Origin of the sequence: Enterococcus sp. AN402, from assembly GCF_040719405.1 — a bacterium.
Taxonomy (GTDB): Bacteria; Bacillota; Bacilli; order Lactobacillales; family Enterococcaceae; genus Enterococcus; species Enterococcus faecalis.
Genome location: NZ_JBFDTM010000003.1, coordinates 22,815 through 46,794, shown reverse-complemented (window position 1 = coordinate 46,794; position 23,980 = coordinate 22,815). Strand labels below are relative to the sequence as shown.

The 23,980-nt window shown below is 30.2% G+C and carries 28 protein-coding genes and 1 pseudogene; 22 read left to right on the top strand and 7 right to left on the bottom strand.

Features of this window, described 5'->3' with window-relative positions; translation table 11 throughout:
• Positions 1 to 59 precede the first annotated feature (59 nt).
• Positions 60 to 1,718, top strand: coding sequence for a hypothetical protein (locus AB1I62_RS00795; protein WP_367018853.1), 1,659 nt, complete (start codon positions 60 to 62; stop codon positions 1,716 to 1,718).
• A 186-nt stretch (positions 1,719 to 1,904) separates the two neighbouring features.
• Here the strand turns inward: AB1I62_RS00795 and AB1I62_RS00790 are convergent, their stop codons facing one another.
• The 6 genes from AB1I62_RS00790 to AB1I62_RS00765 all read right to left on the bottom strand — a co-directional run bounded on the left by AB1I62_RS00790 (position 1,905) and on the right by AB1I62_RS00765 (position 5,921).
• Complete coding sequence (locus AB1I62_RS00790; RefSeq protein ID WP_367018852.1) at positions 1,905 to 3,248, bottom strand: PcfJ domain-containing protein; 1,344 nt, start codon at positions 3,246 to 3,248, stop codon at positions 1,905 to 1,907.
• A complete protein-coding gene (locus tag AB1I62_RS00785) occupies positions 3,248 to 4,021 on the bottom strand; it encodes a Cas9 inhibitor AcrIIA9 family protein (protein WP_367018850.1) in 774 nt (257 codons plus the stop codon). Before AB1I62_RS00785 ends, AB1I62_RS00790 begins: the two co-directional genes overlap by 1 nt.
• A 121-nt stretch (positions 4,022 to 4,142) precedes the next feature.
• The gene (locus AB1I62_RS00780) at positions 4,143 to 4,709 is read right to left on the bottom strand and encodes a hypothetical protein (protein WP_367018848.1); all 567 of its coding nucleotides are present in this window, start codon (positions 4,707 to 4,709) and stop codon (positions 4,143 to 4,145) included.
• 23 nt (positions 4,710 to 4,732) lie between these two features.
• Complete coding sequence (locus tag AB1I62_RS00775) at positions 4,733 to 4,924, bottom strand: DpnD/PcfM family protein (protein WP_002386503.1); 192 nt, start codon at positions 4,922 to 4,924, stop codon at positions 4,733 to 4,735.
• Positions 4,909 to 5,094 carry a hypothetical protein gene (locus tag AB1I62_RS00770; RefSeq protein ID WP_002360847.1) on the bottom strand — a complete coding sequence of 62 codons (186 nt, stop codon included), beginning with the start codon at positions 5,092 to 5,094 and terminating at the stop codon, positions 4,909 to 4,911. The genes AB1I62_RS00775 and AB1I62_RS00770 overlap by 16 nt, the downstream gene beginning before the upstream one ends.
• A 596-nt stretch (positions 5,095 to 5,690) precedes the next feature.
• Positions 5,691 to 5,921 carry a hypothetical protein gene (locus tag AB1I62_RS00765; protein ID WP_367018767.1) on the bottom strand — a complete coding sequence of 77 codons (231 nt, stop codon included), beginning with the start codon at positions 5,919 to 5,921 and terminating at the stop codon, positions 5,691 to 5,693.
• Positions 5,922 to 5,975: 54 nt separating this feature from the next.
• On the opposite strand from AB1I62_RS00765, the gene AB1I62_RS00760 reads away from it, so the two are divergent.
• The 18 genes and pseudogenes from AB1I62_RS00760 to AB1I62_RS00675 all read left to right on the top strand — a co-directional run bounded on the left by AB1I62_RS00760 (position 5,976) and on the right by AB1I62_RS00675 (position 19,955).
• The gene (locus AB1I62_RS00760) at positions 5,976 to 6,470 is read left to right on the top strand and encodes a hypothetical protein (protein ID WP_002398975.1); all 495 of its coding nucleotides are present in this window, start codon (positions 5,976 to 5,978) and stop codon (positions 6,468 to 6,470) included.
• Positions 6,471 to 6,535: 65 nt separating this feature from the next.
• The gene (gene ssb, locus AB1I62_RS00755) at positions 6,536 to 6,988 is read left to right on the top strand and encodes a single-stranded DNA-binding protein (protein ID WP_002393727.1); all 453 of its coding nucleotides are present in this window, start codon (positions 6,536 to 6,538) and stop codon (positions 6,986 to 6,988) included.
• A 13-nt stretch (positions 6,989 to 7,001) separates the two neighbouring features.
• Positions 7,002 to 7,154: a hypothetical protein gene (locus AB1I62_RS00750; RefSeq protein ID WP_002395035.1), complete on the top strand. Its 153-nt coding sequence runs from the start codon at positions 7,002 to 7,004 to the stop codon at positions 7,152 to 7,154.
• An 11-nt stretch (positions 7,155 to 7,165) separates the two neighbouring features.
• Positions 7,166 to 7,744 (top strand): thermonuclease family protein, encoded by a 579-nt coding sequence (locus AB1I62_RS00745; RefSeq protein ID WP_367018770.1) that lies wholly within the window; start codon positions 7,166 to 7,168, stop codon positions 7,742 to 7,744.
• A gap of 90 nt (positions 7,745 to 7,834) precedes the next feature.
• Positions 7,835 to 8,155: a hypothetical protein gene (locus AB1I62_RS00740; protein WP_002395033.1), complete on the top strand. Its 321-nt coding sequence runs from the start codon at positions 7,835 to 7,837 to the stop codon at positions 8,153 to 8,155.
• Positions 8,156 to 8,378: 223 nt separating this feature from the next.
• Positions 8,379 to 9,839, top strand: a complete 1,461-nt coding sequence (locus AB1I62_RS00735) for a glucosyltransferase domain-containing protein (protein WP_367018846.1) — start codon at positions 8,379 to 8,381, stop codon at positions 9,837 to 9,839.
• 543 nt (positions 9,840 to 10,382) lie between these two features.
• A complete protein-coding gene (locus AB1I62_RS00730) occupies positions 10,383 to 10,628 on the top strand; it encodes a helix-turn-helix transcriptional regulator (RefSeq protein WP_002382821.1) in 246 nt (81 codons plus the stop codon).
• Positions 10,629 to 10,643: 15 nt separating this feature from the next.
• The gene (locus tag AB1I62_RS00725; protein ID WP_002405596.1) at positions 10,644 to 11,984 is read left to right on the top strand and encodes a glycosyltransferase family 2 protein; all 1,341 of its coding nucleotides are present in this window, start codon (positions 10,644 to 10,646) and stop codon (positions 11,982 to 11,984) included.
• Positions 11,981 to 14,083, top strand: coding sequence for an ABC transporter transmembrane domain-containing protein (locus AB1I62_RS00720; protein ID WP_002405595.1), 2,103 nt, complete (start codon positions 11,981 to 11,983; stop codon positions 14,081 to 14,083). The genes AB1I62_RS00725 and AB1I62_RS00720 overlap by 4 nt, the downstream gene beginning before the upstream one ends.
• The gene (locus AB1I62_RS00715) at positions 14,083 to 15,633 is read left to right on the top strand and encodes a hypothetical protein (protein WP_085444287.1); all 1,551 of its coding nucleotides are present in this window, start codon (positions 14,083 to 14,085) and stop codon (positions 15,631 to 15,633) included. The genes AB1I62_RS00720 and AB1I62_RS00715 overlap by 1 nt, the downstream gene beginning before the upstream one ends.
• Positions 15,634 to 16,038 carry a thioredoxin family protein gene (locus tag AB1I62_RS00710; protein ID WP_002382826.1) on the top strand — a complete coding sequence of 135 codons (405 nt, stop codon included), beginning with the start codon at positions 15,634 to 15,636 and terminating at the stop codon, positions 16,036 to 16,038.
• 7 nt (positions 16,039 to 16,045) lie between these two features.
• Positions 16,046 to 16,540: a DUF6568 family protein gene (locus AB1I62_RS00705; protein WP_002405593.1), complete on the top strand. Its 495-nt coding sequence runs from the start codon at positions 16,046 to 16,048 to the stop codon at positions 16,538 to 16,540.
• A 44-nt stretch (positions 16,541 to 16,584) separates the two neighbouring features.
• Entirely contained in the window at positions 16,585 to 16,809 is a 225-nt protein-coding gene (locus AB1I62_RS00700; RefSeq protein WP_010715014.1) for an enterocin 96, read from the top strand.
• Positions 16,810 to 17,016: 207 nt separating this feature from the next.
• On the top strand, positions 17,017 to 17,352 hold the full coding sequence (locus AB1I62_RS00695) for a hypothetical protein (RefSeq protein ID WP_002382829.1): 336 nt from the start codon (positions 17,017 to 17,019) through the stop codon (positions 17,350 to 17,352).
• Positions 17,353 to 17,744: 392 nt separating this feature from the next.
• Positions 17,745 to 18,176, top strand: a complete 432-nt coding sequence (locus AB1I62_RS00690) for a GNAT family N-acetyltransferase (RefSeq protein ID WP_367018842.1) — start codon at positions 17,745 to 17,747, stop codon at positions 18,174 to 18,176.
• Positions 18,127 to 18,380 (top strand): annotated as a pseudogene (locus AB1I62_RS00685) (type II toxin-antitoxin system RelE/ParE family toxin). The gene AB1I62_RS00690 and the pseudogene AB1I62_RS00685 overlap by 50 nt, the downstream one beginning before the upstream one ends.
• Positions 18,381 to 19,096: 716 nt before the next feature.
• The gene (locus tag AB1I62_RS00680; protein WP_367018840.1) at positions 19,097 to 19,393 is read left to right on the top strand and encodes a hypothetical protein; all 297 of its coding nucleotides are present in this window, start codon (positions 19,097 to 19,099) and stop codon (positions 19,391 to 19,393) included.
• 64 nt (positions 19,394 to 19,457) lie between these two features.
• Positions 19,458 to 19,955 carry a hypothetical protein gene (locus AB1I62_RS00675; RefSeq protein WP_367018838.1) on the top strand — a complete coding sequence of 166 codons (498 nt, stop codon included), beginning with the start codon at positions 19,458 to 19,460 and terminating at the stop codon, positions 19,953 to 19,955.
• A 696-nt stretch (positions 19,956 to 20,651) separates the two neighbouring features.
• Here the strand turns inward: AB1I62_RS00675 and AB1I62_RS00670 are convergent.
• Positions 20,652 to 21,479, bottom strand: coding sequence for a LysR family transcriptional regulator (locus AB1I62_RS00670; RefSeq protein ID WP_367018836.1), 828 nt, complete (start codon positions 21,477 to 21,479; stop codon positions 20,652 to 20,654).
• A 404-nt stretch (positions 21,480 to 21,883) separates the two neighbouring features.
• On the opposite strand from AB1I62_RS00670, the gene AB1I62_RS00665 reads away from it, so the two are divergent.
• The 3 genes from AB1I62_RS00665 (at position 21,884) to AB1I62_RS00655 (ending at position 23,971) form a co-directional block, all read left to right on the top strand.
• Entirely contained in the window at positions 21,884 to 22,561 is a 678-nt protein-coding gene (locus AB1I62_RS00665) for a WxL domain-containing protein (protein ID WP_367018834.1), read from the top strand.
• Between the two features lie 84 nt (positions 22,562 to 22,645).
• Positions 22,646 to 22,957, top strand: coding sequence for an LPXTG cell wall anchor domain-containing protein (locus AB1I62_RS00660; RefSeq protein WP_367018832.1), 312 nt, complete (start codon positions 22,646 to 22,648; stop codon positions 22,955 to 22,957).
• Positions 22,958 to 22,960: 3 nt separating this feature from the next.
• On the top strand, positions 22,961 to 23,971 hold the full coding sequence (locus AB1I62_RS00655; protein WP_367018830.1) for a DUF916 and DUF3324 domain-containing protein: 1,011 nt from the start codon (positions 22,961 to 22,963) through the stop codon (positions 23,969 to 23,971).
• The last annotated feature ends 9 nt before the right edge of the window (positions 23,972 to 23,980 follow it).

Genomic DNA, 23,980 nt, shown 5'->3' with positions numbered 1-23,980 from the left:
TAAGAGGATAACGAATAGTTATTCTCTTTTTTTATTCAAAAAAGAAAGAGGATGGAAAAATGACAGAAAATAATTCTAGGTTTGACTTCTCAGATTTTTATGAAGAAGGTTTCGAAAAGACAGAAAATCTTGAGCAAGCCATTTACGTTTTTCAAGATGGAACTTTATGGAGTGGCTATTCAGAAGGCGGAGATGGTTTCAGTAGAGATGTTGATCATGGATCTATTGAAGCTTTTTTTAAAGATAGTTCTATTGATCGGTATCACCCTGACTTTCATTCATTAAAGTTAGAAGAATTAATTCAGATTGTTCCTGAAACACGTACAGTATTAACAGTGATGGATAATCATTATTCACAAGAACAAGTTGAGGTATTGAAGCAGTTAGAGGAGGAGAATTTTATTATTGAACAGTTGGAAAATACTCTACAGGTGGGAGCTGAAAAGCTCAATTTAGAAGAATATCAAGAAGGCGTTTTTGAGGAAGAAACCCCAGAAAGTTATCTCTACGATATTGATATTGTCGAAGAAAACGAAGAAATAGTTCAAGCATACAATCACTTTTTAAAAAATATAGAATTGGATTCCTTGTCAAACGGCAATAATGAGTATAATGCTTATAATTTAACTATAGATATTCCTGGTACAGCCGAAGAAAAATTCCGAAAAGAGTTAACAGCTAGACTTGAAGAGAGGGAATTGTTCTTTAATCAGCAACTAAGTATAAATGCAATATTGAAAGAAAACCTAATAAAACAATATAAAGAACACACACCAGAACGCTTTATCTTTGAAGACTATAATTATGAAATTGCAATTAATGGTTATTATGCCAATGAGATGAATGATGTTCTAGAATTAGTTGGTGAAATAGATTCAGCTGACAAGATGCTGGACGTTTTAGAAAGTGTAGGAGGGTTGATGACATTTGATAAAGAGACACAGCAAGAAATAACAGACGCTATCCAAAAACTATTAAACAATTCTGATTACGAAACGCATGATGGATTAGGGGACCGTCGTCTTGTTGCGGGTCCTTTAAAGCAAAATATGGTAACTGAGAATATTGATGTACTAATAGTAGATGAACATAGATTACCAACTCACTATCATTTGATGTATGATTCCATAGAAAATGAATGGACAACAACGGAAAATATAACAATTCCACCAGAAAAACTTGATTATTTAGCAACTATTATTGATGAGTATGGAATTGACGATGAGTATGAAATTGAACATGAATATGCGATGGAACAACCTGTTTTTGGTATGAAAGCAATGAATAAACTTATAGAAAACAGCTACAGACAACCTTTACCTGAAAAAGATAGACCGTATATTGAAGAATTTTCTAGGAATGCGACAATTAGTCATGAATTGACATTTGATGATTTTGACATGGAATATACAGAATATAAAGTAAATGGACGCCCTTTTTATTACAAATATGCAGCACTTGATTATGAAGATGAAAAAAGCATTCTGTCTGAAGCGCTCACAGAACACTTGATGAAAGGAAATATTACAATCTCCGAAATTTATGGTGATGATGAAATTGAAAACTTATCGCCAGAAACGCAAGAGTATTTAAAAAGAAGCACAGAACAAAGTATTGTTTTAGATGAAATAGAACAAGTAGAAAATGAAAAATCAAAATATTCAAGAAAAGAGCAATTGGTAGAACAAGAAAATCAGTTAGGTATGGGATACGAATAGATATCAGTGAGCAATGAAGAAGATTCTAGTAATTTTTTTAAAATAGGAAAGGCGAACGCCTTTCTTTTTTCCAGCGCGCCTTAACGGCGGTGGCGGTGGGAGTTTGGCGCGCTGGAAAAAACGCTCTTTTCTTGATTTCTAATCAAGAAGATACTCGCCGAAAGCGAGTATCAGTCTTGTCTTATATTATGATGATAAGGCGTGCTGTAAATTCTCTTGCCATTGTCTGACTGCTTGTTTTATCTTTTCTGGTACTTCCTGACGGTTACATTTTCCTTGTATTTGTGTAACCTGTTGATTTCGGTACTCTAATGTGAAGTAAGGTAAATTTGGCTCTTCTTTTTTCCGGATAAATACAATCGTTGTTGCCCCCTGTTTATGTTGCTCTAGATAACGTTGACTTCCCACACAGTGGTGTAAAATACTTCCCTCTTGTACAATCTCTTGTAATGAGTGAGGTGTGAGAAAAAGCAAGTCGTCAATCTCTGCTTCAAACACTTTGATTTGCTTTTTCCTTTCTTCGTACTCTTTTTCCTCAATCTCGCTTTTCAGAAGATTCAACGTATTCACAGCATTATCATGGGCTACTTGTAAATTCTCTGGATAAAGAACCGTGTCATCATTGAGTGGGGTGTCTAATTCTTCCAACATGTGTAAGTAGTCCATATAATAGTCAAAACGTTCGCCCTTTCGTATAAACCACTTTTGAAACTTGGTTAAGTTCACCTCTTTCGGTAATTGCTTAATTTGCGAATAGTGCAAATACTTTTCTATTCCGTCTATCATTGGGGCGTTTCGTTCTTTTAACGTATTTTCTAACATGAGTTCTTGAAACGTTGGATTGTTTGCTTTCAGTTTGTGTTTATTTGCTTTTAACCATTTCTTTGTGATTACTCTCATATCTGCTTTATGAAAATACAGTCCAAAAACGTTGCGATAGTCGTCAAAAATGATTTCATTCGCTAGGGTTGTGGCACCTATCTTTTGTAAAAACTCAATTTCGTTTCGGTATTTGTAAATATGAGCTAGTTCTTGACGTTCTATTTCAGGTAACTGTAGGTATTTTAATTCGGATATAGTGGTTAGTTTTTCTTGCCAGTTGTTTGGATAGAATACTGTATTTGTATAAGTACTACTCATAAAACCATAATTTGACAACAAGCCCTCATACCAGTAACCATTACGGCAATGGGCTTTAAGGTGGGTATCCTTTGAAAAACGTTCAAGATTTGAGTGTTCATAGATAAGCGTTTCTTTACCGTCTTTTATTGTTTGCCAATAACAGTGGGATTGAATTTCTATTCGCTTTTTACTGACAAGGATAACACCGAATGAATAAAATTTTGTAGGATAAGAGAGCTTCGATCTCTTAGTTAATCGCTTTTTGATAGTAGGGCAATTCTTGCGAGAACTCGCAAGAATTGTCTCCTTTTTGTTTTTCCATTCATAGGTGGGTATTTGTGACGTACACCAATCAAAAAATGCTTTGGGTGGGGCTAGTGGTTTTTGTATTTCCCGATTCATATTCATTACAACTCGAACAATTTAATTTGTTCGTCCACCTCTTTTCTTTGAGGTTTAGGCTCTTCTTTTTTTGCCGGTTGCTTTTTGGTAGTCGTCATTACTTTTCCGATGACTTTCATTTCGGGTAGTTTTTCAAGCATGAAATATTCCTTTATCCAACGAAATGCTACCTCGTCTGGCACCATAGCACTTGTTTGGTTTTCTGCTTGTTCTTTGGCTTTTCCCATGCAATAAGTGACAGAGCCTTTTATGGTTCTATCTTCCTTTAGAATACCTTGAAAAAGGGACTCGTCGTTTTGTTTGCATAGCCAATTATGGATATATTCGACTGTGTCGTCATGCTCGGTTTCTAGTTCTTTTAGCATTTTTTCAAGTGCTTGTTCTTGTGCAGTCAATGTACTTATTAGGAAAAAGCGTTCATAAGAAAGTTTGTCACTAATTACTAGCCACTTGTATTTATTCCCTTGGTCTATTGTTTCGTCAATTGTTAGATAAAGGGAAGAATAGTTGCCGTCTGGGTCTTTAATCGCAATGGTGGCTTGTTCTGGTAGCTTTTCAAGATAAGAAAGCAATTTCACGACTGGATAAAGAGCTACTTCATAATTAGGATAGAAACATAAAAACTGGAAGTTTTTTCCGTTTCTTTCAATACTTTCTTTTCTGAAAGCTACACTGATATAACCTTGTGTATCGTCAAAAATAGTGGTTGCTAGATTTTGATTGTATTGTTTGAGTGCATATGTCAATTCTTTTACAGTTTGTATATTTTGAAAGTCCATAACGTTCCCTCGTTTCTTTTGTTAGCCCAACCTCTTATTCATAAGAGGTTGGGGCAAATTCACTTGTCAAAGGTCATGAGATACGTTATACTTGTTTTACAGTTTAAACATGTATAACGTTTTAGAAATCTTTTGTTAGTCGCAAAAGGTTTCTTTTTTTTGTCTTTTTTTCGTGGAAATATTTTGATAATGGTTCAAAATCTTTCATATCTCCATTGCAATTCATGGTGCTTACTAGCCACTCTCCAGACTGACGTTGTGCATATAAATAGCCGTTGTTATCAGAGCCACGATAAGGTGTAAAGGTTACTTTCCCTTCAACGAGTTCCGTCCAACCGTCAATTCGGTCAAGGTCAGTTAGGGTTAGGTATTGTTGTTCTCTTATTTCTTCTAATGATTGTGCAAGATACATTTCTGTTTCTGGTCGAACATATAGACAAAACTCGTGCCAACCACAACAAGTTAGTTCCCGACAGCCGACATTGTCGTATTCGTAAAGTACGTTTTCTTTCACTCCTAAACAGGACAGGCCTTTTTTCTGATTGATAACTTTTTGAATTTTTTCAGGGTCTTGGTAATGTTCATATAAAACAGCGCCTACACCCTCTATATAACCGTCCCAGTGACAATATATGCCTTGATACGTTCCGTCTGCTTGTTCTTTAAAAATTGCTGTTCGTGTTCCCATAAAAGCTCTCCTCTTTCGTTGTTTTAAATGATAAACTCTGTTGCTTCGTGATTATCTTCTGTCAAGATAATTTCTTGGTCGTAATACATGTTAGAAACCAATTCATGTGCCTGTTCTTCGCTTTCAGCAAATACAGAAACAGCTACCTCTAAGGTTTCAACAATTGTCACACAGTATTTTTTCTTTTTTTCTGACATATTTATACGTCCTTCCATTCAATGTGATTTAAAAAGAATGCTAACTGATTCAAACGATTATTGGCATTTTTCAGACAACCATAGTTTAGTAACAATGTAGGCGTATCATTTTCAAGAATGGCTTTATTTAACTTCTGATATTCTTTACGTGCCTGCTCTAGCTGATTTTTTAGCTGTGGGTCGTTCATTTTACTACTTCCTTTCTGGTTTTGATTTTTGTTTTCGAGCAACCATTTTTGTCTGGCGTGAGGGAGGGAAGCTGTTCGCTTCTTTGGCTCATGCTAGGACGTGGGACACTATCCTCCTTTCGTTTTTAGATTTGATTGTTCATTTTCGCCAGTATGTTTCGGTCGGTTGCTGTGCCGAGAAAGAATCATAGACACCAAGAAAAGACAAGGGCGAACGGAGTGAGTTCATATACCCTTGTCTTTTCGACTGGCTATGATACTGTAACAAACAGCGACTGACCGGGGCATACGACAATGAGCGGTCATAAAACGATTGAGAGGACACACGTCCGTAAAAGCATGAGCCAAAGAGGCGAAATTTTAATGCACTTAAAAGAACTAGACGCAAAGCGGCTAGTTCTTTCTTTTGTTTTGCCTTGCTTTAGCAAGGCATTTCTTTCGAGCGGCGGTGGCGGTTGGAGCGAGATAGAAATAAACACTAAACAAAGTAATTAGGTATGAAAAAATGGAAAGACGATTTTTCAGTGAATAGTCATAAAATAAACTAAGAATTTTATATAAAAAAATAAACGAGAATAAAAGAAGGGAGTTCTCTTTTATCTTCGTTTATTTTTTGCGTATTCCTTTAAATCGTCTACGTGATACAAGCGTACAGTAGGTCGTTCACCGTTTACATGTTTAATTTCAAAGTAAGGCTTAATTGCATTCAATTTTACGGATTGTGTGAAGGCATTTAATGATTGGCCTGTAATTTTTGCAGCACCTTGTTTATCTACCACATTGTTTTTTAAATAAGTTAAAACTTCTTCACGAGAAAGATCTTTCATTGAATTACCCTCCTATATATACTATACAAAATATAGTATATAAAAAACCAAAATTTGTCAATATTCCTCATTATTATACTATGCATTGTATACAATGTATGGTATAATAATTATAAAGATAAACAGAAACGAGGGATTCAATTGAATTTAGAAAAAATGAAAATGGAAGCAAGAAAAAGAATGAAGATTTTAGGTATTCATGAACCAACAATTGCACAATTTATTGAGGAAGGAAAAATTAGTTTTTCGGGAAAATCATATCTAGGCGCCAACTATTGGATCAACGAAGAACGAAAAAAAGCAATCGAAATTATCGAGAAAGAAAACAATATACTTGTATACTATGCGATTGAACAAAAGTATATGGGGGATATAACAATGTTGTACTTGTTTTATATATCTCCGTATGAAGAGGACTGGGAAATGGACCATCAAAGTATTGTAGAGAATTACCAATACACTTATGGATTAAACGAAACGGATCCGTTCCTTTCAGAGTTTGGTGAAATCAAGTTTAAAAATATGTTTGGTGGTTTAGTAAAACAGTAAATATTTAGAAGTGATAGTACCAGTTGCTATCACTTCTAAAAAAATAATAGAAAGAGGTTTTTTAAATGATTAATAATGTGACTTTAGTAGGAAGACTTACAAAAGATTGTGATTTACGTTATACGTCAAGTGGTGTAGCTGTTGCGGCTTTTACACTAGCAGTTAACCGGAATTTTACGAATCAAAATGGCGAACGTGAAGCAGACTATATTCAGTGTGTGATTTGGCGTAAACCTGCAGAAACTTTAGCAAACTATACACGAAAAGGAACATTGGTTGGTCTTGTGGGTAGACTTCAAACACGTAACTATGAGAATCAACAAGGACAACGTATTTATGTGACAGAAGTGGTTGTAGAAAGCTTCCAATTGTTAGAGTCAAAAGAAGTTAGTCAACAACGTGGTGTTAACGCTTCTAATCCTACACCAGTTGGGCAGCAGGAAAGCAATACGCAACAACCCTTTCCAGATTTAGAAGGTAGTTCTATTGAGATTTCAGATCATGACTTACCGTTTTAAGGAGGAGTGACTCATGGTTAATGGAGATTTACAAAAAATATATGCAGACAGTACAAAGAAACGTACAGAACAACAAACAAAATGGGAACGAGCTGTTGAAGGATTAACGTTTGATAGGTTAGAAAAAAAGAAAATTGAGTATTCTTTAAAACGGAAAAAAAGTTAGGGAGTTAGGAAATGAAACTATTTATTGGAAAAAAGTGGCTACTGCTAACAGCAGCCACTTTGCTATTATCAGGATGCGCAAGTCTTGAACAAAAAGCACAAGATATTTCGAATGATGGTACTGGTAATTTTACTCAAACTATTTCGAACGATAATCGTATACCAGCTGAATTTGTCCGTCATGTTGATGGAGATACCACCGTGCTAAGAATAGACGGAAAAGAACAAAAGGTTCGCTTTTTATTAGTAGATACACCGGAAACTGTAAAGCCGAAAACAAAAGTACAGCCATTTGGTTTGGAAGCTAGTAAACGTACAAAAGAACTTTTGTCTACTGCTTCAGAAATTACTTTTGAATACGATAAGGGCGATAGAACTGATCGTTATGGCCGTACATTGGGCTATATATTTGTGGATGGGGTGCTACTTCAGGAAACACTCGTGAGACAGGGATTAGCACGTGTGGCATATGTCAAAGAGCCTAACACAAAGTATCTACTCGAATTAGAGGAAGCACAAGAAAAGGCTAAAAATGAGTCACTCGGAATTTGGAGCATACCAGGATACGTAACTGAAAGAGGGTTTAAATAAAGAACTGGAAAAGCTGTAAGAACAAAATTTTAACTATAAAAAAGAGCATGTATCGGAGTTTGCGAAGAATAAAGAAAGTGAGTGGAAAAGATGAACGAGCAAATAAATTTGTTTGATTCAGACATTGATAAACGGTATCAATTTTATGGACATTATTGTAATGACGATTGGTCTACTAAAACAGCAATGGTGAATGGTGTTTCTGATATAGTGATGAGTTTTAGCATTGAACTTACCAAAGTTGAACTGAAAAAAATATGCAGAGATGCAATCAAAATAGTCAGGTTTAAGTATGGATATTCCATTAAGTTTTTAAAAAATAATGTAAAGAAAGAGTTGTTTATCAGGTTTGATAACTACACAACGAGCAAAAAACGAGATGTCTTTGAACATATAAATTTATATTTTTAAATCGAAAGTGAGTGAAGAAGACTTATGCAGTAAATGTGTATAAAAAGAGAAAAAAGCAGATAAAAAATTATTTGCTTTTTTTTCCTTATATATTTTATACGATAAAAAACGTGGTTTTTAGTTTGAAAACCCTGTAAGATTATTATATGGACCCGTTTAGTGTAAATATAAAAGGTGTTCGTTTTCTTAGGGGGTATTTTAATAAAAATTGAGGAGTGAAAAAATGAATAAGTTTCAAAGTTGGCTTATGGCCAATAAAAATCTGTTAATTACAAGTGTAGTAATGTGTCAAGTGTTAGTTTTAAGCATAGGGATAATCAATTTTCCTTATATTGATGACACAGGCAGGCAAATTGATGGCAATACGGACTTTGCTAGAAGTTATTCTCGTTGGGGTAGCGAAATTGGTTCTTGGTTAGTTCAAGGGAGTAGACACCTTACGGATATGGGGTTATGGACGCATATTCTTTCTGGATTCATTGTATCAGTAACAGGGATTATCATTGTTTACTCTTTTCATAAGAAGCTATCTCTTTTAGCTTTAACAGCAGCCATGTTGGTTGGCTTTAATCCTTGGTTTTTACAAAATTTAAGTTTCAGGTTCGACAGTCCTTACATGTCTTTGAGCCTTTTATTTTCTGTTCTTCCATTTCTATTTTGGAATAAAAATAAAGTCTTATTTTTAGTTGTTTCTATTTTAAGCATTTTTTTGATGTGTAATACTTATCAGGCGTCTTCGGGGATCTATGTCGTGATGGTGTTAGCATTATCACTGAAGCAGCTGTTAGACAATCAATCGTTTATTGCTGTGCTTAAAAAAGCGATTGTAGCTATGATTAGCTATATAAGCGCCATGTTTCTTTATCTTATTGAAACAAAATTTAATCCTGAAATAGCAACGCGAGGTGGTATGACAACAATCGCGAGCGTTAAGGATATACCCAAAACAATCCTGGTAAATAGTCAAATGTATCTGTCAAAAATAACTGAGCAGAGTACAAAACTATGGATACTTTTGTTTTTTATTCTAGTAATTTTCTTTGTTTTAAGTACTGTTCTTAATGCGAAAGTATCGCCTGTTAAAAGCTTTTTATACGCAGTGTTATTTCTATTTTTAGGCTCTATTTTGAGTTACGGCGTCTTTTTAATCTTTCCGGAAAAGCTTTTGTTAATTTCGCCTAGATACGGCTATGGATTTAGTTTTTTTGTAGTTTCAATTATCATGCTTACTTTGGCAAATACTTCTAAAAACGTGCTAGGATATGTGTCAAAAACAGCGGTTTGTCTTTTCTGTGTTTACCTTTTATCTTTTACATTTGTTTATGCTAGTGCGTTAAGTCACCAAAAGGAATCTTTTGAACGACAAAGTATGATATTAGCCGATGATTTAAAAGACCTAGTGAACCGTGACACGGTGATCGTGCATAGTACGTCTTTATTTAAGGATTCGCCAGTATTTGTTAATAGTTCGAAGAATTATCCTATATTAAAAGAACTGGTTCCACCAAATGAAGCCCTTTATTGGCCAAATCAGTTTTTATTTAGAACGTACACTGGTTTAAAAGTGAACATGGAGATCTTTGATATTAACGCGTTGAATAAAGAAGAAAGTGAGTTAATGAAATCTAATTATTACCATGACATTTATGTAAAAGATTCAGAAGTATTTGTTCATGTTAAATAATCTTGAAATAAAAGTAATATCAAGGAAATTGAAAGGCCAAGGCAGATACTGTAAAATAAAAATAGCTATTTCAGACTTAACTATTTTCTTACAGACTGAATGAATTGATCGTTCAGTTCTATGAATGATTATTTGTTAGAAATGAAAGGCTAAAATAAGTTATAACCTTAGAGACTGTCTCCCCCCAAGAGACAGTCTCTATTATATATTTAAATATATTATCATTTATAGTTTGAATAAAACAACATAATATTATATATGTTGTTTTTCGTGACAGTATAGTTTTAGTAAATAATATAAATCTAAAGAAAATAGGCTGATCGATTAACTCGATCAGCCTATTTTGAGCGTTTTTGCTCAATGGATACTTATATTATAAAACAAATAATAAAGAAATACAAATTTTTACCTTTTATAAAGGTATAGACATATTTTATTTTCTCGTGATTGATAAATAATAAAAATTTTAGAATTATGCAGAATCCGAATAATATATTGACTGTTATTAACAAACAAAGATAGCATACAGGAGAGGGAAAAATTATGGAATCTAGGTTGCTATTTTTGAGAATTAAAAATAATTATACTCAATCTTTTGTCAGTAACTATATACATTGTTCTCAATCTGCGTATTCCAGATATGAGAGTGGTGCAACAATGGTACCAGTAGATATTTTAGTTAAGCTATCACTTTTGTATTCTACAAGCGTAGATTACATATTATGCTTAACAGATAACCCAGAGTGTTACACAAAATTAAATTGCATAACTATCTCTAATAGAAAGTAATGAGGTGAAGAGATAATGTATTCTGAAAATTTTATTACTAATGACTGGTTTAATGTAGAGGTATTTAATAAAAATAAGTATACTTTAACGAACCAAGAGAATAAAGATGTAACAGAATTATGGTTACAAATTTTAAAAGGGCTAAAGTTCCCCAACGAATTAAAGGAAACTGTCAGTTACTCTAAAAATTTAAAAGAATTATCTTTAAAAACTCACGCAGAAGTATCTGTATGTATTATTGCTAAGAATGAACAGGATTCAATAAGAAAATGTATTAATAGTATCTATGAATTTTCAGATGAAATTATATTTATTGATACAGGATCAATTGATTTGACAAAAAAAATAGTAAAAGAAATAGCAAGCGAAAAAGTAAAAATATTTGATTATACTTGGCAAGATGATTTTTCAGATGCGAGAAATTATTCAATACAAAAAGCAAGTAAAGAATGGATATTAATTATTGATGCAGATGAATATGTATCTTCAGATGAGCTTACCAAATTAAGGCTCTTAATAGATATGTTAGACAGGTTTAAATTTAAAGATTCATTAAGAGTTAGTTGTGCAATATATCAATTAGATAATGTTATCACACATGGCCAAAGTCGATTATTTAGAAACAATAATAAAATTAAGTATTATGGTCTAATACATGAAGAGTTGAGGAACAACAAAGGATTAGATCCAATTTTTAACGTTGAAAGCGAGATTACTTTTTTCCATGACGGTTACAAAGAAATACTTAGGAAAGAGAAGTGTGAAAGAAACATAAGGCTACTAGCTAAGATGTTAGAAAAAGAACCAGACAATGTTAGATGGGCATACTTGTATTGTAGAGATTCATTTTCTATAAATGCCAACATTGATTTTGAAAAAATTCTACTTCCATTTTTAATAAAGAATATGGATGAAAGTATATCATATGAGAATATCCTACTTACAAACTATACTCATTTAATCCTATTTCTTATTACTAAGAAATATATAATTGATGGGAAAAGCTCACTTGCAAGTAAATGTATAAAGGTGTTAGAAAAAATGCTACCTAACTCTTCTGATGTTACTTTTTACAAATTTTTAAATAAACAGCATAGTTTGTATGAACAACAATTTGAATTTTTAAAAGAAGTAATTCAATTTAGAAAAAATAATGAATATGACCAATATAGCCAAATAGGGTGTAATTTATTACACTATGATTTATTAATTTCAGGATTACTTTTTGATGTTAAGTCTTATGATTATTCATATCAATACTTTTTAAAATTAGATTTAGCTAACTATTTTTCTGAATTAGAGATTCCTGATGAATACAAAATGTTAATAAATAAGTATCGGGAGAATGAATCATGATTAAGAGACCTCATGTAATGCAAGATAGTATACAAGATTGTGGTGTTGCATGCATAGAAATGATATGTAAATTCTATAATATTAATATAGATAGAAGATATATCCAAGAAGAAACTGGCTATGGAATGATAGGAATATCATTAAAAGCTATGGAAAAATTTTTTTCAAAAGTAGATGCAAACCCAGAAATAGTAAATATATCTAAAATTAATAGGTTAAACAAAGAAAATAGGGAAATGATTAATAACTCACTGCCAGCAATTGTCTTTCTTGAAGAGGAGGAAATTATTAATCATTTTGTAGTAATCTGGCATATTGGTAAGAAAAGAATACTTGTTTCAGATCCTACACATACTAAAAAAGAATGGATAAATAATAAACAGTTTGAAAAAAGAGCTATTAGTTATTTATTTGTAGAAAAACCAAAAAATATTTTTTTAAATCGCAGTCCCAAAAAAGTAAGATTTTATGGGAAGTTTATAAAAAGAAATTTAAAAATATTCTCGTTAGTAATGTTCTTTTCTATAATTGTTAGTTTGTTAAGTACTTATCTATCATTTAATTTAGGTAAAAATATAAATATTCTTGAAAAAAATATTCCTTTGCAAGAAAAAACTTTTCTTATTCAAAGTATATCTATAGGTTTTATTGTATTAGCTTTAGTACAAGTAGTAGTTAGCTATTTCAAAAATATTCTAGTTATAAAAGGAACATTTGCTTTTGAAACACAATTATTCAAAAAGTATATAAATAAAATGTTAACTATTCATCCAAAATATTTTCAGTTAAATAGTTCAGGAGAATTTGTATCTAGAATTTCCGATATCTTACAAGTTAGTAACGATGTGATGAACTTTTTCATAAGCGTACTTCTAAACTTTTGTATGTATGTTTTCTCGATAATAACATTGTTTTATTTTAGTAAGGTTATGGCGATTTATCTTGTAGTTATTTCTGCAGTAGTAATATTGTTTTTTGCATATATTTATCCAAAAATCTATCATTTTGGGTACACAATATCTAAATCCAATACTGATTTTCAGAAAAAATTAATTACTTTTATTGATGGATTAGAAGAATTTAGGGCTTTAAATGCTGATAAATACTTTAGTGAGAAAGTCTTAGATAAAATAAATAAATTTATTACTAATAATAAAAAACTACAATTTTTTGGTACAAATAGTAATGTTTTTTTAAGTTTATTCAATACTGTTGGGACAGTAATATTGATAGCTATAGGCAGCTTATTAGTATTAAAGAATAGTATAAATTTAGGAAATTTAACAGTATTAATTTCATTATCAGGAATAGTAGTATCATCCCTAAATCAATTTGGGTCGTTTCAAGCGCAATATGAATCGATGCAGGTGGCTAGTCATAGGCTTGAATCTATATTAATAAATATGGAAAATGAGAATGTATGCGGGGAAATAATTTTAGACAAGAAAATAGAATCAATAAGATGTAAACGTGTTTCCATAAAAAAAGGAGATACTTTATTACTCGACACTGTTAACTGTGAAATCTATAGAGGGAAAAATCTTTCAATACGAGGTGAAAATGGTTCAGGTAAATCTACATTAATTAAGTCTTTAGTAAGATTAGATGATGACTATAGGGGACAGATTCTAATTAATAATATTGACATAAAAAAAATCAACTTGGACTGTCTACGATCAAAATTAGTGTTTGTAGAGCCCAATCCTAAATTTTTAGAAGGTACAATTAGAGATAATTTATTATTGGGACATAAAGTTCCGAATAGTATATTTAATAAGTTGATAAGAGATTTTGAAATAAACAAAATATTAGACGATCTACCTTTAGGTATAAACTTTCCTGGAGAAGCTGCAATAAAATGCTTATCTTCTGGACAAAAACAAAAGCTAGCCTTGTTTAGAGGTATTTTAAAGAGACCTGATATTTTACTTGTAGATGAAGGCTTCTCAAATATGGATAAAGAGTATTTGGATAGAATTTTACCTAAATTTGACTCATGGGGAATTAAACTTATAGTAATAGATCATTCAAATCGTGTAACAAAAGATATTGATTATATTACTATGGAAAATTACGATATCAAAAATAGTTGGATGTGATGATAGTGTTACAAAAGAAAGCAAATATGCTCTTGGAAAGCTATGTTAGAGAAATTTATTCCGATAAATTATACACATTGATCCATAAATTAAATAAGAACTTAACTTCAGAAACACTAGAAAATGATTTAAGAAAAGTTGCAGATAAAGTTATTATTTCTGATTTTGATATTGATAAAAATCATGGTCAGGGGCCGATATTATTATGGAATAGTAATAAAGAAGAACTGTTTCTGGGTGTTGTTGAATTAACCAGAGATGGAAAAGTCATTCTAGATGAAAAAAAACGAAAAGTCGATTTAAAAACAAATATAAAAAAAATATTACTGTTTAGAATCAAAGTTATTGAAATGTGTAAAAAAGAGTCATTAATAACATTTTTTAGTGTAAATAACAATAGTCAAACTTTTAAAAAAAATATACAAACTTCCTTAAATATAATATTAATATTTATAGCTCTACTTGCACTATCTACAGTTTTAGAACTATTAAAAAAATTTGTAATAGATTTTAATCAAACTAACTATTTAGCTATTGCAATTCTTTTAATTTTTGCATTGCTAAGTATAGTATCAATCTTAAGTATTAAAATCTGTGTGAAATACAAAAATATCGTAAGTGATGGTTTTTATGGAATAGTGATATCGTCTTTGTGTATATCAATTTTTTCAATCTATAGCATAGCTATCATAGATTATAAAACAGTGTTAATGGTAGTTTTAGTGGGTACTTTTTTACTAATAAAAGAGATTTTCTCGTCTGTAGGGAGGATTTATGAAGATAAGAAAAAATCTGGAAAGATGTTAAAAGCTATATTGTTTTCAGTAATTACTAGTATTTTCTTATTTATAAATAGCGTTTTAATTATAAAAGGAATTACTACGTATAGTGCTGTTTTAACTTTTATTGTATTTCAGATGGCAATTTTGAATATTTTTTTCATAGTAAAGAGCTTAATACACCTGTACAAAATGTATCGTATCCAATCAATATCTCCCGCATTAACTAATATGCAGCCGCAACTAGTTAGCAATTACAAGAGAATACTAGATCTAAATTATGTAAAAGTCACTGGAAACAATAGTTCATTTAAAAGTATCAATGCAAAATTTATTTATAATTACTTAGTTAATCAAACTTCAGGTGTATATCTTTCAAATGATTTAAACACTGAAAAATATAATTTTGTTATAAATAAAGGGTTAAAGGGAGAAGATATTTTTTTTGATAAAGATATAAAAGATTTTGTCGAGAAAGTAGGCGTTTCAATTAATGACCTAGACTTCAAAAAAACTATTTTTAACCAGAATATATCAACTTCTGAAAAAAAATTATTGATACTCGCAATCTCTATAATGGAAAATACTGACTATATAATATTGGATCAATTTCTTGATGATTTAGATGAAAAAATATTTTTAAGTTGTTTAAGTTTGTTAAAGCAATATTATTCTACTGTAATTGTATTTACTTATAGAAAAGAAGAAGTCGATGGTTACTATGAAATTAGTATTGATGATGGGGATTTTTATAGAAGGAGCGAAGAATAAATGAAAAAGATGATTGGTGGGTTAGTAGTAGGTCTGTTTGTTTTAATATTTTTCTGGCAATTGTATTCATTAAATAAAGAAGAGATTGAATATAAAATAACAGATTCTGAGAGTATTGAGAACAAGATTTCTCAAAATAAAGACTTGAATATCTATTTTTTTAAAAAAGGTTGCCAACCATGTAATGTACAAAAAAAAGACTTGAATAAGGTAATTAAAGACAAAAATTTATTAGTATATGGCGTAGACATAGAAGAGAAGAATAAAGAAAGTAATTTACTTTTAGATCAATTAAATATAACACAGACTCCTACTGTAATTATTATCAAAGAAGGAAAAGTGTATAAACGATTAGAAGGAGTATCTTCATATGAATTACTGGAAGAATCTTTGATAAAGGAGTGAAGTAGGAATGAATAAAAAGACTGTTATATTGTTAATTATAGGGTTTACAGCAGTTTCTATAGGAATTGCTTGTTTTCTTCAATTCAAAGACAGGACAAAGGAATTAGAAGTTACTGTAGATCCAATTGCATTAAAGATAAATACAATTACTCCAAATAACTTGGATGGATACTTAAAAAAACATAAAACTGCCTATGTATATTTTGGTAGGCCAGATTGTTCAGATTGTAATGAATTTGATCCAAACCTCATTAAATCAATTGATAAGTATAAAGTTTATGACAAACTTATTTATGTAAATCTTATTGAAGTTAGAAAAGACAAACAATTATGGGAAAAATTTAAACAAAAATATGGAATTAAATATACACCTACTTTAGCAAAGTACGAATATGATGAAAGAAAAAATAAGCAAAAACCCAAATTCATTGTTCAGTGGACACCAGAAAATGGGACTGTTTTGAAAGATTTTGATAATTTCGTTTCAAAAATAGAAAAATAATTTATATCACTTGATTAGTGGAGAGGACGAAAGGAGATAATACTATGTTAAATAAAAAATTATTAGAAAATGGTGTAGTAAATGCTGTAACAATTGATGAACTTGATGCTCAATTTGGTGGAATGAGCAAACGTGATTGTAACTTGATGAAGGCGTGTTGTGCTGGACAAGCAGTAACATATGCTATTCATAGTCTTTTAAATCGATTAGGTGGAGACTCTAGTGATCCAGCTGGTTGTAATGATATTGTAAGAAAATATTGTAAATAAAAATTTCTAATTAGAATAACCGTCCTCTCCACTAATCAAGTGATTAAAAAATGAGTAAAAGATATTATAGATTAATATATTGTGATATAATTAAAATGAAAAGGATTTCTTTGACGAACTATATCATATCAATTTTTATAAGTAAATTAAATAAGTTCAAGCATAGCTATTGTGTAGATTTTATTATAGTTTAAGGAGTGAATAAATATGAAAAGTGTAGTATGGATTTATACAGTAAATACTGATGGAGTTGTGATTAGAAGTAGTGGTTCTGGTATGATGTGGATTAGCTCAAAAAAATTTCAAGATAAACTAAAAAAAGAATTACTACCAGAATGGAATCTATCCATTATTAGTTATGATATAGCTAAAAATGATATACCTGATGCAGATATTATTATGTACAATGAGATGGATATGGCATATCTTGATGAAAAAATCAAGAATACTGGATTGCCTGTATCATATATAGATTTACAAACAAAAAATGCTGATAGTATAAAGAAAAAATTAGAAAAATTTGCTGAAAATAAAATACAATAATAACTACTATAAAGTTACTGATGAAAAGAGCCAACAGGGTATACCCTGTTGGTTCTTGTTCTTGGTTGTGAATATATTGAATTTGTAAAGGGTCAACAGAATTGGGCAATAAAATTTTGAAACGGTGAGTATTTTTATGGTAATAAAGTTTCTCATTTTTTTAAGATCATAAGATATTCACGGTTGTTGAAAAATACGTTTATTGATAAACTTACAGTAATAAATCTATAAATTTAATTATAAAAAAAGAAAGGGAAAAGTTATGTAAACAATATGAGTATGAAGTTAATCAATTTAAATATTGGAAAGAGCAACATAAGATAAATAACACCAGAAGTGAAAAATATCCACTATCCTCTCCTGAAATTTTAGATAATGGAAATCATATTATATTGGACGAGTTGGATTTACTTAATGGGATTATTATGGTGTTTAAACTTAAAAATCCTGTTGAAAGATGGATGTTAGATTTAGGTTCTTCCTTACAATATAAAGATGATTGTGCGAAATGTATAGCTAGAATTAAATTGGGCATGACTATTGACAATTTTACTAAAATTGAAGGGCTAGGTGTAGATTCTGCGTATAGAAAGAAAGGACTAGCAACTTATTTACTAAACAGAACAATTATTTGGAGAAAAGAAAAAGGTATTTCAGGACTATATCTTACAGCATGCGCTTCTCCAATAAGTTATAAAAATTCGCTAACTCAAGATGAATTAGTTCAATTTTATAAAAATTTTGGATTTCAACAACGTTATGATGAGTATTCAGATGATTTGGTATATTACTACAACGAAAAAAGAGATTTCCGATGGATTTAATAACCTATAATAGTTGCATGGATTAGAAAAAATTTAGAAGGAACTGATGATCCGCGCCAACATGGAAAAGGCTTGACAGGAAATAGAAGTGATAAATGTCGTTATAGAATTGGAAACTATCGTATACTAGTTAATATTTGTGATTCCGAAATTGTGATACAAATATTTTTAATAGGTCACAAGAGTACCGTTTATAAAAGATAATTTATTGTTAGTAATAGATATTCGAAAATAAAAAAATAGTATGAAAAGAAAGGTCAGAAACTTCTAATTTTTTGACTTAGTTGTATTTCCATTTTGTCATTTTCTCTTTTATACTTCGTCAATAGATATAGTAAAGAATTAAAAAACGCAAAGTCAATCTTATATATCCTAATGACTTAAAATTATTTAGACTGATATATATTAACGATGAAATTGGCTCTAAGCCGTGTGTTAAAAGAGTAATCTCTTTTAGAAGTATCAAATCGTACTGAAATCATGGCAATATTAATGGTTCATTTTAACACTTTGTAACAGAATTACTAGTATATACTTGGAGTTAATCTTTCATTTTTGTTAGTATATTTTTATATTATTCGATGGTCATGTTTATTCTTAATATATTTTAATAGGATTAAGTGCTTTAACATTAAGAAAAACGATGATAAAAAATATATTGAATAATAAATGTGAAAAGAGGAGTTGAGTTTGTTACTGTTACTATCATTAAAATTTATTTCGATAATAGCAATTGTTTTTGTCGGAATTAGGTCTTGTTGGGAAAATCATGATGACTATTTTTAGAAACGATTACTTTTTTCTTTTAAGTGTATTACGTTCTTCTGTACATCAGGATGTGTTAAAAAAATTAATTAAAAAAATAAAATTTATTTGATGAAAGCTTACAATTTAACTATTAGAGAAAGGATTAATAAAGCATGTGTACAAAAAAGGACATCATTGAATTGCTAAGAAATCCAATGATATCAGCTTATTCTATTGAAAAAATGTCTAACGGTAGAATATCAACTACAACTGCATCCTGTTATAGGAATCGTGTAAAAAAAGAAAGTAATCCCTATCTTATATTCACTAGAATGTCTGATGGAACCATAAAAAAATTTGAAGAACTAACGAAAGAAATCAAAAAAGTTAATCCTAAGACAAAAGAAGAAGTTATTAAGATGATTAACGATTATAGCTTGAGAAGTTTATATAAGATTGAAAATATCTAAATGTTTTCATTAATTTGGCACCCATAATAGAATATAATACAAATACTGGTTAGGAGATGAAAAGATGAATTTCAAAAAAATACTTTTTTTAATAACACTATTAGGAGGAATTATTGTTTTTACAGGATGTGGTCTAGGTAAGGATGAAGTAACAAATACAGATTACAAGTTAACCATTGAAGATGCAGCAAATATTTACAAAAAAAATAATAATAATCCAGAATTACTATCCATCAACTTTGATATAGGTGAAGATTCTAAAGAATATGAATATATTTTTGTTAATGATTCTGAAAAGACATATATAAATCCACAAAACGAAAAAGTAAAAAAAGAAAACAATCCTAGTAGTGTGGATAAAAATACAGAAAAGTTTGATATAAAAGAAATTGAAGGAATTAAATCTACAAAAAAAGTTTTAGAAGAGGCTAAAAAAAAGGTAGGAGGAATTTCACCACGGGTACTGGATTGGCGTGTAGAAAAAAATAATGGAACTTTAGTTTATGATGTTAATGTCAAAACGACAACAGGATCAGAAAGAGTACAATTGAATGCAAAATAATGTATAAGTTCTAAAAAGATTTTAGTAAAGGTGATTAAATAAAAAAGAAGCTGAATAGTACGCTCCTAAAGTTAGACAAAAAATCTGACTTTGGGAGCGTATTTAAATTGAAAAATATGATTATACAAATTGTTAATCTAGAAGCCCAAAATTTCTATCTTTTATCGTTATTTTTCACACTTATTCTTAATTAAAAAACTAACGATAGATATGTCTGAGTTTAGGTATGATAAAGAGTCTTAGAGTGGAAATAGTAAAATGGAAAAATTGATTTAGATTCTTTTAGAAACACGGCTTTCATTCTACTAAGGTTGTGAGAAAAATAAAGCGATGTAAAATAGTAGAGCTAATCAATCGTACTATCTTTTAAGTATGTTTCGCTAGGATAGCTACTTTGATCATTAATCATTGGATACTTTCTTAGATTTAATGAAATAAAAGTAGTATAACATTATTTTTTCTATAGTTTCGTACAATTAGAACAAGCAACTAAGATAGATCTTTTCAAGTATAATCATTAATGAACCACTAGGAAACTATATCTTAACCCTGCTTAATATCGCAAGGAGTTTCTCTTATAAAATATCAACCAGATATCTCTAGTCAATAGTAAGTTTAAATTTTACTACAGACAAACTATAAGTTTAGTTTATTATATAAAAAAAGTGATATTACATATGGAAATCAAATATTTTTTTATTCAAACAAATTTATTCTGTTTGTTAGAAGCCAACCATAAACTTCTGAAATTATGGATTTAGATATTACATTATTTTTTAGAATGAATAATTTGCGAAAAGGAACAATTTCTTCAATAGGTGAATAAGAAATTGTCGGTGATACAGATAGTTTTGAAATAATTGATTTCCCGATACCTTCTGAGATCATTTGAATTAATACTTCATTGTTATCAACATAAATAATGGGATAAGACAAGTTATTTTCATGTAAATATATCTCATTGTAAAATCTTAAACCAGACTCTTGTTCACGTAATATCCAAAACTTTGCATCAGAATCACCAGCTAATACCAGTTTATCCTCAAGAAATATATCCTTTACTAAGTTAGGAGTCTCCATGGGCTTTTCAATTAATCCTATATGACAGGTGTTGTTATCTAGTGACTGAACAACTTCTGTTGAATTCATCATTTTAACTGAAAAGTCTAAATTAGGAAATTGTTTGATCAATTTTTTTATAATTTTAGGGGCAATGTAAATTGCGTTTGTATGAGAACAAGCTATTACTAGTTCTTCTCGAAAAGAATCTTTTATTGTTGCTTCCGTGAACGAAGAAGATAATATATCAATAATATCTAAACATTTTGGATAAAGAAAATCAGCTTCTTTGGTTGGAATAATCGTTTGTTTACCACTCCGAGAAAATAATTTCAAGTTATATTGTCTTTCTAGTTTTTTTATTTGCATCGAAACAGTTGGTTGTGAAATAAATAATTTTTTTGCAGCTAAACTGAAGTTTCTAGTTTCATATACAACAATAAATGTTTTAATCCACTCTAACATTTTGATTCCTCCTATCTCTCAATATATTATTCATTTTACAGATAAAACCGTTAGTAAAAATAAATCATACAAATGCATATGAAATTTAACAAACAGGCACTGATAGTTAGTCATTCTAATTTCTTGATAGAAATACTAACTATTATTTTCAGTTACTAGTATAAAATACATAACGAAAGTTATATATTATTATTTTCTTAAGAAATACATATATATAGCTTTTTTTTTAAGTAAATAATATAAGTTACTACCCCCTTTTTTATTATTTTTTGTAATGGTTTTATGTCTAAAAAGAATTTAAAAGTACTGTTAAATCTTATGCAAGTACTGTATAAAGTAAGTAGAAATTGAAAAGCATGAAAAAACATAATTTCATTTTATTATTAAAATAGGAGGACTAATTTATGAAAAAAACAGTTTTATTAGCAAGTTTACTTACTACTTCATTATTAGTTGGTGTCCAAACAACACATGCTGAAGTGAAAAGTGAAGCAGAATCAAAAAGTACAGTAAAAACAATTGTAGGAGATAACAAAGAACCCGTCGATCCATTAGATCCAACCAATCCAGATCAACCAAATCCTGATCCAGAAAATCCTGGTACAGGAAACCCAGGTCCGTTATCGTTAGATTATGTCTCTAATATCGAATTTGGTAAACAAGAAATTAAGGGGAAAGATGCAGTATATAATGCAAAAACTGAACATCCTTATGTACAAGTATCTGATCGACGAGGTACAGGAACTGGATGGACCTTGAAAGCTTCCGTGGAGGAATTTAAAAATGAAGATGCATCAAAATTATTGAAAGGTGCAGAACTTTCTTTAAAAAATGGTGAAATTAAAACATCTATTGGAAATGTATCTGAAAAACCTCAGGGATACGATGTTATTTTAAACAAAGAAATGCAAGTAATTATGCAAGCTGGTACTGATGCAGGAATGGGTTCTTGGTTAGATGTGTTTTCTGGAAAAAAAGATGACAATACAAATGTACAATTAAAAGTTCCAGCAGGATCAGCATATGCAGATCAAACTTATTCAAGTGTGATTCACTGGGAATTAACAGATGCGCCTGCTTAAATCGTTTAGTCATACAAACTATGAGGTCAGGGCCTGATAGTTGTATGACTTCCTTTACATAATAATGATTGGGTTGGTGATTTTATGAAAAAAGTAGTTTTATTTCTTATTGTTGTTTTGTTGCTAAGTAGTTTTTTTTATTGTAAAGAAATGCATGCTTCCAACAAAAAATCAAATGCGGAAAGCAACGTAACTATTACTTTTATAGAAAGTTCGAAAGAACATGAAGATACAATAATACAAGAGTTTAAGGACGTAAACTTGAAGAAAAATTCAAGTATCTCTTTACCTAACACAGGATCGAAAGAAAACGGAGTAATTTTTATTTTAGGTATTGTATCTTTTATTATTAGTATAAATATTTTGTTGGGAAAATTTAAGAAGAAAGAAGAATAGGTTATGAAAAAAATTATCTATATATTTTATATTATTTGTGTTTGCATACTAACGACCATACCTTGTACAGCAAATGCCGCGGATATGTCCTATAGTGTCAAGGCAAATTTACCAGAAAATCAGCGAAACAAAGAACATACCTATTTCGATTTATTAATGGAACCTAAACAACAGCAAACAATCAGTATTACCTTTGAAAATCAGTCAGATGATCCAATTGAGTTAGAAGTAAATTGGAACTCTGCACAAACAAATGATAATGGGGTTATTGAATATAAGGGAACGACGGAAAGAAAAGATAATAGTCTAGAGTATGAAGTAAAAGAACTTATTACAGGTGAACACTCCATAAAATTAGATAGTAAAGAAAAAAGAGAAGTACCTTATATCATAACCATGCCTGAAAAAAAGTTTGACGGAATACTTTTAGGTGGATTTCATATTCATAAAAAAAATAAAGACAGCAGTAATAAACAAAAAGTTCAAATAAAAAATGACTATTCCTATGTTATTGGATTACAACTAAGAGAAACAGAGAAACAAGTAACTCCTGAATTAAAACTAAATACAGTTGAGCCTGGTTTAAACAATTATCGTACGACATTGTTTGCGAATCTTCAAAATACTACTGCAACAATGATTACGGATATGACCGTTACCGCTGAAGTGCATAAAGAAAAAGGCTCGGAAGTCCTTCACAAAACGGTCAAAAACAATCAATCAATGGCGCCAAATTCGAATTATAACTTCCCAATTTTCTGGGACAATCAGTCATTTCAACCAGGAAAATATATCTTGAAATTAAACGCAGTAGATAAAGTAGGACACAAGTGGTCGTTTAATAAAGATTTTGAAATAAAAGACAACGCAAAAAAATATAACAAAGAAGCCGTAGAAATAAATGAGCGAGTAAATAAAAATGACTATATCATATATACGTTAATTTTTATACTTACTTTAGCAATAGGAATCATTGCTTATTTGTTAATTAATTTGAAGAAAAATATAAGATAAGGGTGATTT